Annotated in this window: 11 protein-coding genes; 4 read left to right on the forward strand and 7 right to left on the reverse strand. The window is 60.8% G+C overall.

What is annotated here, in order from left to right:
- Window positions 1-24 precede the first annotated feature (24 nt).
- From miaA to G359_RS13975, 3 genes are all read right to left on the reverse strand, one after another.
- Window positions 25-963, reverse strand: a complete 939-nt coding sequence (gene miaA / locus G359_RS13965) for a tRNA (adenosine(37)-N6)-dimethylallyltransferase MiaA (protein ID WP_045838023.1) — start codon at window positions 961-963, stop codon at window positions 25-27.
- An 81-nt stretch (window positions 964-1,044) separates the two neighbouring features.
- The gene (locus G359_RS13970; protein WP_045836625.1) at window positions 1,045-2,367 is read right to left on the reverse strand and encodes a carbohydrate porin; all 1,323 of its coding nucleotides are present in this window, start codon (window positions 2,365-2,367) and stop codon (window positions 1,045-1,047) included.
- 284 nt (window positions 2,368-2,651) lie between these two features.
- Window positions 2,652-3,347 (reverse strand): hypothetical protein, encoded by a 696-nt coding sequence (locus G359_RS13975; protein WP_245280039.1) that lies wholly within the window; start codon window positions 3,345-3,347, stop codon window positions 2,652-2,654.
- Between the two features lie 375 nt (window positions 3,348-3,722).
- Between G359_RS13975 and G359_RS13980 the strand changes: the two genes are divergently transcribed.
- Window positions 3,723-3,908 (forward strand): hypothetical protein, encoded by a 186-nt coding sequence (locus tag G359_RS13980; protein ID WP_045836626.1) that lies wholly within the window; start codon window positions 3,723-3,725, stop codon window positions 3,906-3,908.
- A 17-nt stretch (window positions 3,909-3,925) separates the two neighbouring features.
- Here G359_RS13980 and G359_RS13985 read toward each other — a convergent pair whose 3' ends face one another.
- Window positions 3,926-5,833, reverse strand: a complete 1,908-nt coding sequence (locus G359_RS13985; protein ID WP_052699388.1) for an ABCB family ABC transporter ATP-binding protein/permease — start codon at window positions 5,831-5,833, stop codon at window positions 3,926-3,928.
- A 42-nt stretch (window positions 5,834-5,875) separates the two neighbouring features.
- Window positions 5,876-7,387, reverse strand: a complete 1,512-nt coding sequence (locus tag G359_RS13990; RefSeq protein WP_045836627.1) for a LysM peptidoglycan-binding domain-containing protein — start codon at window positions 7,385-7,387, stop codon at window positions 5,876-5,878.
- Window positions 7,388-7,592: 205 nt separating this feature from the next.
- Between G359_RS13990 and G359_RS13995 the strand changes: the two genes are divergently transcribed.
- Window positions 7,593-8,240, forward strand: a complete 648-nt coding sequence (locus G359_RS13995; RefSeq protein WP_045838026.1) for an LOG family protein — start codon at window positions 7,593-7,595, stop codon at window positions 8,238-8,240.
- A gap of 33 nt (window positions 8,241-8,273) precedes the next feature.
- Here G359_RS13995 and G359_RS14000 read toward each other — a convergent pair whose 3' ends face one another.
- On the reverse strand, window positions 8,274-10,286 hold the full coding sequence (locus tag G359_RS14000; RefSeq protein ID WP_197077585.1) for an acyltransferase family protein: 2,013 nt from the start codon (window positions 10,284-10,286) through the stop codon (window positions 8,274-8,276).
- A gap of 161 nt (window positions 10,287-10,447) precedes the next feature.
- Between G359_RS14000 and meaB the strand changes: the two genes are divergently transcribed.
- Window positions 10,448-11,425, forward strand: coding sequence for a methylmalonyl Co-A mutase-associated GTPase MeaB (gene meaB / locus G359_RS14005; protein WP_045836629.1), 978 nt, complete (start codon window positions 10,448-10,450; stop codon window positions 11,423-11,425).
- Window positions 11,426-11,552: 127 nt separating this feature from the next.
- Window positions 11,553-11,927 (forward strand): hypothetical protein, encoded by a 375-nt coding sequence (locus G359_RS14010; protein WP_045836630.1) that lies wholly within the window; start codon window positions 11,553-11,555, stop codon window positions 11,925-11,927.
- A gap of 789 nt (window positions 11,928-12,716) precedes the next feature.
- Here G359_RS14010 and G359_RS14015 read toward each other — a convergent pair.
- Window positions 12,717-13,721, reverse strand: a complete 1,005-nt coding sequence (locus G359_RS14015) for a magnesium transporter CorA family protein (RefSeq protein WP_045836631.1) — start codon at window positions 13,719-13,721, stop codon at window positions 12,717-12,719.
- Window positions 13,722-13,843: the final 122 nt, after the last annotated feature.

A 13,843-nucleotide genomic window follows, 5' to 3' on the forward strand; every position in this document is an offset into this window, starting at 1 on the left:
GGGTCGGAGCCTAATTGGTCAACGCTAACGCTGAATAAATGCGAAAATATCGCGCCAATAGCTTTCCTTTTCTTTCGTTTCTACTGGCATCCAAGCAATCATATGTCTTTTTAGCCAGGTCTCCTGCCTTTTTATGTATTGGCGCGTCTCTGCCTTTCCCGCTTCAAGAGCTTCCTCGGCAGTAGCCTGCCCCTGCGCCAGACGAAGAAGCGGTCGGACCCCGATCGCCCGCATCGCCGGAAGATCGGCGTCGAGTTGCAGCAACGACAGCGCCCGCACTTCGTCGAGCGCCCCCTCTCGCATCATTCGCTCAAAGCGAGCATCAGCCCGCGCGTGAAGCTCCGCGCGGTCGCCGGACACCACGAGGCGCACCGTCTCGGCTTCCGCGATCACCGGCTCGCCGCGCAGCGATTGCCATTCCGCAAGCGACCGGCCCGTCGATTCGATCACCTCAAGCGCCCGGACGATCCGCTGCAAGTCGGTCGGCGCAAGACGCGCCGCCATGACAGGATCGCGCGATGCCAGTTCCCCGTGCAGGGCGCCCGCGCCCCGCCGCTCTCCCTCACCGCGCCAATATGCACGCACATCGGGATTGATGTCGGGGATCGGAGAAAGCCCCTCGAGCAGCGCCTTGAAATAAAGGCCCGTCCCGCCGACGATGACCGGCCGCCGCCCCTCGCTCTGAGCCTTCGCGATTGCCGCCGCGGCATCCCGGACGAAACGCCCCGCCGAATAAGCTTCGCTCGCCGGCACGAACCCGTAGAGCGCGTGCGGAACGCGAGCCTCATCGTCGGGCGACGGCCGCGCCGTGAGAATGCGCAGCTCCCGATAGACCTGCATGCTGTCGGCATTGATGATCTCGCCACCGGCGCGCTCAGCAATCGCCATCGCAAGCGCGGACTTGCCGCTCGCCGTCGGCCCGGCGATCAGAATCGGCCGAAGGTCTGTTTGGACGCCGCTCATGAAAAGGCCTCCTAGCGCACCCATCGAGGCGGCGCTAGGAGGCCAAAGTCAAATCGGCGCTTCGAAAACCCGAAGCTCGGCTCAGTAATTCAACGTCGTCCTGACGCCGACCACCGCCGCATTGGGGATTGCCTGCAAATCATCGGCATCGCTGCCGACCCGGCCCCCGGGGTTCCAGATGTATTGGAAGTCAGGCGAAATGGTGAAGCCGGGACGGATCTTCGCGAGGTAGTTGAGCTCCAGAACGGATTCGTAATTCGAGAGCACGTTCGACGTGAAGTCGTTGTCCGGATCGGTCTGAGCCTGCGACAGATCGTTCGAGATGTGACCATAGCCGAACGCCGCGCCGAAGCTGTCCTCTTTGCGGCCCGGCACGAAGCCCGTGAACACGATGCCCGTATCGACATAGGTATCGATCAGGTTCTGCTTGTCCGGGCTACCGGAGAGCCGCACGAACGCGTTGATCGACTTGTCGCCTTCACCCTTCCAGATCTGTTGATCGATGATGCCGTAGATTCCCGAGCTGGTGTCGAGAACGCTCGGATCGAGAAACTCGGGCGCATAGTGGTTGAACTGCTTCCAGCCGCCGAGCTTGAACGTACCGGGAAGACCGACGTCGTACTTGAACTGCGCTTCGACCATCAGCAGCGGCGCGTCCTGGAGACGGAATTCCACGCCGTGATTGTTGTCCTTTTGCGGGTTCTCGGAAAAAGGATCAGCCGGACTGCCGTTGAAGACGGCGGCGAGAATGTTGAGATTATCGGTCGGCGTGTACTGCACGCGCACGCCCAGCGACGCCAGCGGATATCCCGGTCCGCCCGCCGCCTGATCGGCAGCCGTAATGCCGGGCCATCCGAACGTGCCGTTGATGAACTGGGAGCCCGTATCGCTGATGAAGAATTCGGTATCGGCGGCAATCGAGCCAACCTTCACCTTCAACTTGTCCTCGAGCAGCGACTGCTCCAGCCACAGCTCATCAAGGCGGAACGTCTCGTAGCCCTCGATATTGCTGACCGCGAAGATATTGCCGACGCGTTCCGTCGAAGCACCGATACCGTGGATGTAAAAGCCGTTAGCGTGGATGGCGGCACCCTTCCAGCCCAGCAGCTTTTCGAGATCGATGTCGGTGTGGACATCGAATCGGCCGTCGAAGTTGGAGCCCTGCGAGTTGCCGCCCTTGGCGACGTTCCAGTATTCGCCGATCCAGTTGACGCCATAGGTGATGCCGCGCTGCGCGAATGCCGCGCGCACCGGGTCGTTCCAGTCGGCCGCGAGCGAGTCTTCCGGAATGCCGGTGATCGACGCCTCTTCCGCCCGGACTTCAGTAGACATCCCCCCCGTTGCTGCGGTCAGCGTACCCAACGCCAAAACCAGCATGAGGCCGGATAAAACTCTCGATCGCATCCCTATGCCCCCAAAACCAGCGCCCACACGTGTAACGAGTAGCGCCGCGAACTTTGCCCCTTAAGCCACATGGGCTCACTTCGAACTTAGAAGAAGTTACTTGACCGCGTTCGTCAACATTAGATCGGCCATCGGCAGCAGCGTGCCGCTCCAGGGGATGCGCAGTGTTGCCCAATTGCTATTATCGGTTCCCCCCCAAGCACGCCAATGCTGCTGCCAAATGTTCCCCCGCGGACGAATTTCAGCCGCCCAATTAGGCACTTCTACCTACCCGTGATCGCGAATCATTTTATCGAAAGATCGCGCTCTTCGCCCGGCTTTCCGGCGAACGGGAGTTCGCGCCCCGTCAATCGTCGCCACAGATCCGAGGCGTAAGGGCTGAGCTGCCTCCAGGAGCGTTTCGCCTCCTCCACGATCCGCGCCTTCATCACACGGCCATACCGCCAAACCCACGACGCGCGGATCTGAGCGAATAGCGCGTCCTTCCACGGCATCAACCAGTTGAAGCCGCGCGCAAACCAGCCGATCTGCATCAGCGACGGCTTCGTCAGAATGAAGAGACGCGCGATGATCGCGGTCGAAGCGACCTTTGCCCCGATGAACAACAAGGTCGCCGTCGCGAAATGCCCGTTCGCCAGCAGCCACACGGCCACGAATTTCAGCGGCAGCAGGAACGCCGTAGGCAACGCCAGCACCAGAAGCGCCGCGTAAGGCGGCAATCTGGCGATCAACCGCTCCGCCGCCGCGATAGGTGCGAATTTCGCGAGCCGGCCGATGAGATCGGACAGCGGCCGCCATCCCCATTCCTCAAAGAGGATGATCAGCGCCATGACGATGTTGAGCGCCGTAATCAACGGCCCGCGCGCAATCGACCAGGCGGTCCTCAGGATCTCGCGCACGGACCAGAGCGCAATCACCGAACCACGCCAAATCGCGGCCAGTACCCGTTTCGATGTCGCTGCGAATTCCCGAACGTCCAAACGTCACATCCTCTCAAAAACCGGACCATACCGGTCGAAAGGCGAACTTTAACACCAGCCGATGAACCGGGGATAAGTTTTGCTAGGAGTGAAACAAAGCCCCCCACTCCCTGCACCCACAGGTACTTTCCCCAAACCGCAGATCGCTTCGCCGCGTCAAAAGGGACTTGCGCGGCGTCCCTCAATTGATTGCTTTTTTAGTATACAATAGAATTCGTGAGCTCGAGCTAAGCCGCACGCTTCCTGGAAGAGCTAAAGGCTGAACTCGCAACTAGCCCCGAGATGGGTCTCCCGGCCCCTATCTCGGGGCTAGTTTTTTGCCGAAAGTTGCAGTCACACTTCCCGCTCACCCCGGCGACCGCGAGATCTCGGCCAATGACATATTTACTGGAAGAACATCGGCGCGATGTTTTCCGCTCCACCGGACAGCATACCTATCTCGGCAACGGCGATGTGTTCGTCCCGCGCGCCCTGGCGATCCGGTTCACAACGCGCGATGAAGCCGAGACGAAGCGGAAGAAACTTCCCAACCCGGACGGCTGGAAAATCGTCGAAGACTGAAGCTCTCTGTTCGCTTCTTACGCGGGCTCTCCGGCCTCTTCGAGCGCATGAGCCAGTTCCTCGCGCGCCTTCTCAGCCTGCCGCTGCCGCGCCCAGAGGCTCGCATAAAGACCGTTCTTCGCGATAAGTTCGCCGTGCGTCCCCTGCTCCACGACGCGCCCCGCTTCCAGCACCAGAATGCTGTCCGCATGGATGATCGTCGACAGCCGGTGCGCAATGACGACCGTCGTACGGTCCTTCGAAACCCGGTCTAGCGCGTCCTGAATTTCCTTTTCCGTATGGCTGTCGAGTGCGCTCGTCGCTTCATCGAGCAACAGGATCGGCGGCGACTTCAAGATCGTCCGCGCGATCGCAACGCGCTGCTTCTCACCACCCGAAAGCTTGAGCCCGCGCTCGCCCACCATCGTGTTGTATCCGTCCGGAAGCGCCCGCACGAAATCGTCGATCTGCGCAAGCTTCGCCGCGTGATAAACTTCCGCGTCGGTCGCGTCCGCGCGGCCATACTTGATGTTGTAGAAAATCGTATCGTTGAACAGCACGGTATCCTGCGGCACCACGCCAATAGCCGCGCGCAACGAAGACTGGCTCACGTCGCGAATGTTCTGCCCGTCGATCGTGATCCGGCCAGCCGTCACATCGTAGAAGCGGAGAAGCAGCCGCCCGACCGTCGACTTGCCCGCGCCCGACGGGCCGACGATGGCGATCATCTTGCCGGCCGGCACGTCGAACGAAACGTCCTTCAGAATTCGGCGCTCCGGATCGTAGGCGAAGCCCACATGGTCGAACCTGATGGCGCCGCCCGTAACCGTGAGTTCTTTGGCGTCTGGCCTGTCAGCAACTTCCGGATTCTGCTCGAGCACTTCCATCATGCGCTCGATGTCCGTCAGGCCCTGTTTGATCTCGCGATACACCATGCCCATGAAGTTGAGCGGCATGAAGAGCTGCAGCATCAGCAGATTGACCATCGCGAAATGGCCGACCGTATCTTTGCCCGATACGATGTCTGTCGCCGACATCACGAGACAGATCGTCAGCGCGATGGTGAAGATGATCGCTTGGCCCGAGTTCAAAACCGCGAGCGACGTATACGTCTTGATGCTCGCCTTCTCGTAGGCAGCCATCGACTTGTCGTAGCGCGCCGCTTCTCGCCCTTCCGCGCCGAAGTATTTCACCGTCTCGTAATTGAGCAGACTGTCGATCGCCTTCGTATTGGCGTCCGTGTCGCTCTCGTTCATCGCCCGGCGGATCGAAAGCCGCCAGTTGGTCGCCTTCACCGTGAACCATAGATAGGCCGCGATCATCGCCACGATGGTCACGATATAGCGCCAGTCGAATTCGTAAGCGCAGACCGCGATGATCATCAGAAATTCGACGATCGTCGGAATGAGCGTCATCAGCGCCATGCGGCTGATGTTCTCGATGCCCGTCCGGCCCCGTTCGAGAACGCGAGTCAGACCACCGGTCTTCCGTTCGAGGTGGAAGCGCAGCGACAGCCGGTGCATGTGCTCGAATGTCGACAGCGCCAGCTTTCTTACCGCATGCATCGCAACGCGCGCGAACATGCCCTCGCGCACCTGCACGAGCAGCGACATCACGATCCGCGCGATGCCGTAAAAGATCGTCGCCAGCACCGGCGCACCGATCAGCCAGGGCAGCGTCTGGTTGCTCGCCACGTGCCCGCCGGTCGCAGCGACAAGCGCATCAGTCGCCCACTTCAGCGTGAAAGGCACGGTGACCGTCACGCCCTTGGCGATGACGACGATGACGAATGACCAGATGACCGTCCGCTTGAGGTCGGGGCGGTCCTGCGGCCACACATAGGGCCAAAGGGCCTTCAAGACCCGGCTGGACGCGGCGGAAGGCGTAATGCGCGCCAACAGTCCATCGCGGACTGCCGCGCACCAATTGACAACGGCGCTTTGCATTCGGCTTCAGATAGGGTCACACGCCTGGAAAGTCCATCGCCGTTACGGGCGCGGCAGGTAGAGCCGCTCGCACGGATGGATGAGGTTCGGATCGCGGATAACGCTCCGGTTCGCAAGATAAATCCGCCGGAAGTACCAGCCCGTGCGGTAGTGGCGAAGGGCGATCAACCACAAGTTATCGCCATGCGCGACCGTATAGCGGCCGGGCAGCAAAATCTTTTCGCCGGCAGACCGGCAGCGGCCCTGCCGAGCCCGCCGCACCCAGCGCTTCACCACAGGTCCCCGCGCCACGTGATTGCTGGCAACAGCCACGCGGTTGCTGGCCGGGCGATGGGCGTGCACGTGCTTCTGCCGTGGCTTGCGAGCAACGTCGTCCGCACCGCCCGAAGATTTCTTATCGGTGATCACCGCCGGCTGGTGATCTTTCGCTGACGGCTGCTGGGTCGCGCTCGGCGCAGCCGCAACGTCGGTCTTATCTTTGTCGACATCCTCGACCATCGCCTGCTTTGCCGGAGCAGAAGCTGCCTTGGCTTCCGCATCTCTCTTCGCCGCCTCTTGCGCGAGGCGTTCTTTTTCCGCGGCTTCCTTCGCAGCAATCGCTTTTGCCTCGGCTTCGCGAGCGGCAGCCGCCTTAGCCGCTTCCTCATCCGCGACACGCTTTGCGTCTTCTGCCGCCTTGCGCTTAGCCGCTTCCGCGACTTTCGCTCCCTCGGCTTTCTTCAACGCTTGCCGCTCAGCTTCTGCTTGCCTCTCCTCCGCTGCTTTCTTGGCAGCGGCTTCAGCCTCTCGTAGCGCGGCGAGTTCTCGTTCCTTGGTCAAAGCAGCTTCTTTCGCTGCGGCTTCCTCCGCAGCTCTCTGCTCCGCCGCGTTCTTTTCCGCAGCGAGCCGAAGCTCGTCCTGACGCCGTTGCGCCTCGATACGCGCAGCTTCGACACGCTCTCGTTCCGCGGCGCGCACCTTCTCCTCTTCCGCGGCTTTCGCGGCGGCCTCGGACAATTCTTGGCTATGCTTGGCCTCGGCCTCCGCCGCAATTTTGGCCTGCGCCGCGTCGATCGCCTCCTTCGCGACCCGAGCCGCGGCTTCAGCGTCTTCCTGCTTCACCTGCTCGATTTTCTGGGCAATCGCGTCGCCGCCAGCAGCTGGCGTCGACAATCGCCGAATGATCGTCGTCTGAAATTCGCGATTAGCTCGCGCGAGCCAGTCTTGCACGCGATCCGTCAGCCCAAGCTCCTTCGGCGGCCATAGGCTCTCATTGAGATCTTTGGCCGTCGCCGGCGGAGGCGCTCTATCGGGCGGCTTCGAGGAATCCTGAGCCAAAGCGTGAAACGGTTCGGCGGCCTCGAGCGTATCTTCATTATCCACGGCCACAACGCGAGGAAACGCGCGGTTGACGACAAAGGTCGTCCCAGCGCCACGGGCATCCTCATGATCGATGGCGGCATCGAGCGGCAGCGGCAAAAGCGCCAGAATGCCGAGCAGTGCGGAAGCGGCACCCACCCGAGCGCTGGAGATCGCGGTTTTCTTCGCGGAAACCGTGGCTTCGCCGTTTTTCATAACATCGCCTTTGAACCCGGTTATGAACTAACCACACGCGTCGGGTTCTCGCCAGTCCCGCAGGCTCGACAGCGCAAAATTAGAAATTGAACGCCGTACGACCACCACAAAAGCGGCATGCATCCCATGCATACTCTGGCGAGTGGGAAGCGAATTCCTAGATATTGAAGCTACGTAGTTTGAGAATGGTACGAGAATGAATGAAATGACCAAATTGCCGGCCGGCGCACCGGCAAATGATAAGAAATCCACAACCCCCTCAAAAATCGAAGGCGTTTGCGTCTATTGCGGCTCCGGCAAGGGGCTGAACCCAGCCTATGCGATTGCGGCCAGAAAACTCGGCAAAGCGCTCGCCGACAATGGTCTCCGCTTGATTTACGGCGGTGGCAGCCTCGGCCTGATGGGCGAAGTCGCTCACGCCGCGCTTGGAGCGGGCGGCAAGGTGACGGGCATCATCCCGGAATTCCTCGGCAGCCGCGAGCTGATGCTGAAAGACGTCGACGAGCTGATCATCGTCGAGAACATGCACATGCGTAAGCAGCTGATGTTCGATCGCGCCGACGCGTTCGTTGCCCTCCCCGGCGGCATCGGCACGCTGGAGGAACTCGTCGAGCAATTGACGTGGTCTCAGCTCGGCCGCCACGAGAAGCCGATCGTCATCGCCAACATCAACGGCTTCTGGGACCAGTTCCTCACGCTTCTCGATCACATGAAGCGCGAGACCTTCATCCGCGATGGCCTCGATGTGCATTTCATCGTGGTCGACAAGGCCGAAGACATTCTGCCGGCAATCCTCAAATCCGCGAAGCCGGAGGAACCCGCGGCCGAAGAAGACGTGCTGGAGAGGTTTTGAGATCGCCGCGGTAGAAGCCGCGGTAGAAGCTGACTATGGCGACGCGGTCGTGACACCCTGGTTGGACCTGAAGAACTCGGCATACATATTGCTGAGTTCTCTCGCTCCCGCCGCGGTCAGATGGTTGTCATCGGAATACAGAGGTACACCGTCCTTTAGATAGCGACATCTGCCTGCTTCGCACAGCCGCAAATGCGGATAGATCACGTCCACCCCGTCCGCTTGATCCAACCGCGCGAGTATGGGCAGCAGGCGCCGCTCGCGGTCGAGAAAGGTCTGTAGGGTCTGTTCTTCCGGCAAAGCCATGCCCCAAGCAAGATGACGCTCAGCGACGGAAATGACGTTGAACTCAAACTCGGGAACCGGTCCCATGATCACGACTTCTTTACCATGCTCCACGAGCGTTTTTACTGTCGCCTCCAGCGCCGGCGCGAACGCATCGGAGCCTCGTTGTCCACGTCGGTAGGTGGCTTTCCCGTTTTCAAAATACATCTTATCGGGGAAGAACGCCCAACGCCCGACAAGCAAGACGCGCTTGATTTTGCTGTTCAGCACTGCAGCGAGCGTGCGGTCATTTAGGCCCTGGCAAACGTTCTCAAAACGATTGCCCGAGAAAATGACGTCAATTAAGGGCGGGCATCCCGGATGAGCGGACACAACAACGCGCTTACCTGCCTTCTCCACATAGGCCTGAAGGCCCGGGATAATCGCCAGAGCGTGACTGTCACCCCACAGCAGCGCGTCTCCGGTTTCCGCGCCTCTTCCGCTTCCGATTATATGCGTTTCGACAGGCCAGCCTTGCTCTGACGGAGGAAGTTCGAAAGAGGCGGGCTTGCGATTGCGTTCGATCACACCGCCCAATTCGACAATCTCGGGGGGCCAAGTCTGCACCGAGTGGGGTGCCTGGATGAGCAGCCGCGTCCCACCCAGTAGGATCGTCAGAACGATCAATCCACCGGCATAAGCTTGCCAACGGCGCTCCGAGACTGGAAGTCCGCGGAACGGACGCTCGATGAAGCGCCACGAAAGTGTGCCCAAGGCCAAACTCACGACGCAAAATGCCAAGCCGACTTCGGGTTTCAGTTCGCCAGCAAAGGTTTGCGGATACCGATACCGGGCCAGCGCAAGGAGCGGCCAATGCCAGAGATAGACCGAATAAGAGATCTTCCCCAGAGCAACTCCTGGCGAAGACGCCAACAATCGCGCAATTATCGTCTTCGGTAAATCGGTGTCGCGCTCGGAACCGATTCCCGAGTGGATAATGAGAACGGCGCCCAAACATAGCGGCACAGCCGCAAGTCCCGGAAACGGTGTCGATGCGGTATAGCTGAAGTAGCACCAACAGATAATCGCCGCGCCAATGAACGCCTCCGCCTCTCGCACGATCCCATTTCGGACCTGTGGAAGCAGGCCGAATGCCAACATCGTACCGCAAAGCAATTCCCAGACGCGACCGGCACTCGAGAAGAACGCTTGCGCAGGCGCGTGCGAAACCGCGCTCACGCTATAAGCCAACGACGCGACCACCGCGATCGCCATCACCGAGGTGACAAAACTGCGCCTGAAGCGAAAAAGCAGCATGATGACCAGCGGAAACACCGCATAGAACTGCTCCTCGATGCTGAGCGACCACGTGTGCAACAACGGCATTTCGGCCGCAACGCCGCCGAAGTAGTCTCCCGCCTTTTTCGCAAAGTAGAAGTTGGAAGTCCCGGTCGCGACGGACTGCAAACTTCTGCCGTAGGTAACTAAGTCATGAGGAAAAAAGATAACCGTCGCGGCAATCGTCGTCGCCAGAAGACACACGACCAGGGCCGGCAGAATTCTCCTGATCCGACGAGCATAGAACTGCGCCAAAGAAAAAGTTCCGGCCTCGAGCTCGCCTCTGATAATTCCGGCAATCAGAAAGCCCGAGATCACGAAGAAAACGTCGACACCGCCGTAACCGCCTGTCACTCCGCCCAGACCAAAGTGGAAGGCCAAGACGCCTAGAATGGCGACGGCTCGCAGACCATCGATATCGGCGCGATACGCGTGCGTCGGCATGCGGCTTCCCTCATCTGCTTGGATTTTGCTCAGCGACGACCCACCCCCGTCAATATTGAGCATTACACGGATGATCTGCAGAAACACCGGGGTCAGACCAGCCATCCACAGATGAACCAACCCACTGTTGCACCTGAAGCACTTCCCTTCTAATCAGGCGCATGACCAAAACGACCGCAGCCGCCCTTCCCCCAGTCGCCCGCATCCCAGCCGCTGAAATAGCGGGCTACGTTGAGCGCATGCGTGCCGGCGAGCGGCGGGCCATCTCGACCGTCATCACCGAGCTTGAGCGGCTGTCAGGCGCTGCACCCGGATTGTTGCAGGCGCTACAGCCCCACCTCGGCCATGCCCTCGTCGTTGGCTTCACGGGCCCGCCTGGCGCCGGAAAATCGACGCTCGTCAACGCCGTCATCACGCATCTGAGGCAGCACGGCCGCACCGTCGGCGTCATCGCCGTCGATCCCTCGAGCCCGATCTCCGGAGGCGCCATCCTTGGCGATCGCATTCGCATGACGGCAGCGCTCGACGACGACGGGGTCTTCGTGCGCTCCCTCGCCTCGCGCGGCTATCTCGGCGGCCTCTCTCCCGCCGCCGTCCGCATTATCGACGCGCTCGACGGCGCCGGTTTCGATATCGTGCTCCTCGAAACCGTCGGCACCGGCCAGAACGAAATCGACGTCGCCGAGGTCGCCGACATCCGGGTCGTCATTGCGGCACCCGGACTGGGCGACGACATCCAGGCCATGAAATCCGGCCTTCTCGAAATCGCCGACATCATCGTCGTCAACAAGGCTGACCGCCCTGGCGCCGAGCAGACGATGCAGCAGCTCATCGGCGCACTGTCGATCCGCGCGATGGCGGCGGATAAAGTTCCGGTATTGAAGACGAGCGCGTTGAGCGGCGACGGCGTTCCCGAACTCGTTAGCGCGTTCGATGAAATCGGCAGCCGCGTTGCCATCGATGGCGCGATGAAGAGACGGCGCCGCCGCGCACGCTATTTGATTGCGCGCGCTGCCGCCGACATCGTCGCCGCACGCATCAAATCCGGCGGCAAGGAAGGTCTCGAACCGCTCGCTGATGCAGTCCTTTCGGGCACGATGACGCCGGATCAGGCAGCTCGCCGACTGCTGGAATCGTAACAGAGTCCTCGCGGCAACAATCCGCGCCCCATCTTTACTTTTTCCACAGCCTTGTTGCGCAGCACACGAAGCGATTTGCTAAGCGTACCCCCTCGCGTTTTCTGATTTCGGGCGGGGGTGAACAAGCATGCGTAGAGGCGTAAGCGCCGCGTTGGCAACAGCGACGGTCATGGCATCGGCCGGTGTGGCAATTGCCGACAATCTCACGGGCGCCGAGCTTCACGCGTTGCTCGCCGGACGGACGATTTACATCTCGGCACCGTTTGGATCGCTTCCCATCCGCTACAATCCCGGTGGCACGATGATCGCCAAATCGAGGGCGATGGCCATCTATTCCGGCGGCGTCGGCGAAGACCGCGGAACTTGGCGCATTTCCGGCAACCAGTTTTGCCAGCGCTGGAACATCTGGCAGTCGGGCCGCGAACAATGCTTCTCGGTCAGCCGCACGGGATCCACTCTCCGCTGGGCCAGCAACGACGGCATGACCGGCACCGCGCACTAGATTCCAACGCTGCGCACCTGCTCCGCACACGTGCAATGGCTGACGCCAAACTTCAACGCCATCCCCAACTGTCATCCCGGCCGAAGTGTGCAGAAAGCTCGAGACACTTCCAACACTTGCTATCAGCCGGGACCCAGAACCAAACGAAGGCGGCGCCCGCACGAGCCCGTGCCAGCTGACACCGACGCCCGCCCCTCCTCACCGTCATCCCGGCGAAGGCCGGGATCCCTCCAGGCTGAATACTTGCGATGAACGGACGCTTGGACAGATCCCCGCCTACGCGGGGATGACGTTTCGGGGTGGGCATGACAGCGCATCTATGTCCTTCATCCCGGCGAAGGCCGGTATCCAGACAAAGAGCAGCGCATTCGCGCTTGCTGTCCGCGCGGAGCGAACCGCACCTGCCGTTGTACCAAAGCCTGACTAGGTGCCGGCCTCCGCCGGCATGACGGTGCTGATGATGCGGAATTAGGACATTCCCCCAATTCCCGTCATCCCGGCGAAGGCCGGGATCTCTCCAGGCTGAATACTTGCGATGAACGGACGCTTGGACAGATCCCCGCCTACGCGGGGATGACGTTTCGGGGTGGGCATGACAGCGTATCTATGTCCGTCATCCCGGCGATGGCCGGGATCCAGACAAAGAGCAGCGCATTCGCGCTTGCTGTCCGCCGCCATGACGGTGTTGCTAAATCACCGGCGTTGGCAGCCGGCTCCGCGCTAGCGGAGTCGCCAACGCAAACGTAGGAATCGGCCGGCTCAGCGAAGCGGAGCAGCCAACGCCCAGCATTAAAGCCACCTGCGGCGCTTGAAATAGAGATACGGCAGGATCGCCGAGACGACCATCATGCCAAGCGCCCACGGATAACCGAGCCCCCACCTCAGCTCCGGAATGTCCGCGAAGTTCATACCGTAGATCGAAGCGACGAGCGTCGGCGGCAGAAACACGACTGCGGCGACCGAGAAAATCTTGATGATCTGGTTCTGCTGCAGATTGATAAGCCCGAGCGTCGCGTCGAGGAGGAAGTTGACCTTGCTCGACAGAAACGTCGCCTGATCGGTCAACGCGACGACGTCACGATAGAGAACCTTCGTGCGCGCTTTGGCTTCCTTCGTGACCTTCTTGTCCTGCTGCTCGACGCTCGTGTGATAGGTCAGCACGCGGTTGATGCTGACGAGACTCTCGCGAACCTTCGTCAACAGATCACCGTCCTGCCCAATTCTCTCGATCACGGCCTGCAAGTCCTCGCCGGAGGGGGAGGCCTTTTCTTTGCCCTTGCCGCCCTTGCGGAAGACCTGCCTCGAGACCTGATCGATGCCGCTTCCGACGCTTTCAAGAGCGTCCGCCATGCGATCGAGCAGTGCTTCGATCAAGCCCATCATGATCTGCTCGCCGTTGAAGACCGGCACGGCATTCGAACGCTGCGCGCGAACGACGAAATTGGCGAAGGCCTTCGGTTCGGCATAGCGAACCGTCACGAGCGTACTGCCCTTGAGGACGAAGGTCATTGGCGTGTTGATCGGCTCGTCGCTCTCGAGCAGAGACGCCGCCGTCAGCGTCATGAACTCGGCCCCGTCTTCCTGATAGAGCCGGGCCGAAACTTCGATCTCCTGCATCTCCTCACGCGTGGGCAGCGAAATTCCCAAGAGTTGCTCGACGTAGCGGTTGTCCTGCGGAGCGGGATTGTAGAGATCGATCCAGACGGGGAGATCCAGCGGGACCGCCGTCTCGGTCGGAATGCCTTCCTGTCCCAATACGAGGTACGAATTTTCGCGGCGATAGCTGCGCAGCATGTCAGGCCTTTCCGGTTCTCGGCCGCCGCGCAGCCGTCCGAGCAGGCCCGAATATCAGGCGAGCGGAACGAATGCCGGCGAAATCGAAGTGTCGCTTCGACTGTCGCAATCCATTTGTGTTG

Source organism: Hyphomicrobium sp. 99, from assembly GCF_000384335.2.
Classification (GTDB): Bacteria; Pseudomonadota; Alphaproteobacteria; order Rhizobiales; family Hyphomicrobiaceae; genus Hyphomicrobium_B.

Coding starts and splice junctions, on each gene's coding strand:
- G359_RS13985 (WP_052699388.1), bottom strand. CDS start 5,833: ATGCAAAGCGCCGTTGTCAATTGGTGCGCGGCAGTCCGCGATGGACTG.
- G359_RS14000 (WP_197077585.1), bottom strand. CDS start 10,286: ATGCCGACGCACGCGTATCGCGCCGATATCGATGGTCTGCGAGCCGTC.
- G359_RS13980 (WP_045836626.1), top strand. CDS start 3,723: ATGACATATTTACTGGAAGAACATCGGCGCGATGTTTTCCGCTCCACC.
- miaA (WP_045838023.1), bottom strand. CDS start 963: ATGAGCGGCGTCCAAACAGACCTTCGGCCGATTCTGATCGCCGGGCCG.
- G359_RS13990 (WP_045836627.1), bottom strand. CDS start 7,387: ATGAAAAACGGCGAAGCCACGGTTTCCGCGAAGAAAACCGCGATCTCC.
- G359_RS13995 (WP_045838026.1), top strand. CDS start 7,593: ATGACCAAATTGCCGGCCGGCGCACCGGCAAATGATAAGAAATCCACA.
- G359_RS14015 (WP_045836631.1), bottom strand. CDS start 13,721: ATGCTGCGCAGCTATCGCCGCGAAAATTCGTACCTCGTATTGGGACAG.
- G359_RS14010 (WP_045836630.1), top strand. CDS start 11,553: ATGCGTAGAGGCGTAAGCGCCGCGTTGGCAACAGCGACGGTCATGGCA.
- G359_RS13970 (WP_045836625.1), bottom strand. CDS start 2,367: ATGCGATCGAGAGTTTTATCCGGCCTCATGCTGGTTTTGGCGTTGGGT.
- meaB (WP_045836629.1), top strand. CDS start 10,448: ATGACCAAAACGACCGCAGCCGCCCTTCCCCCAGTCGCCCGCATCCCA.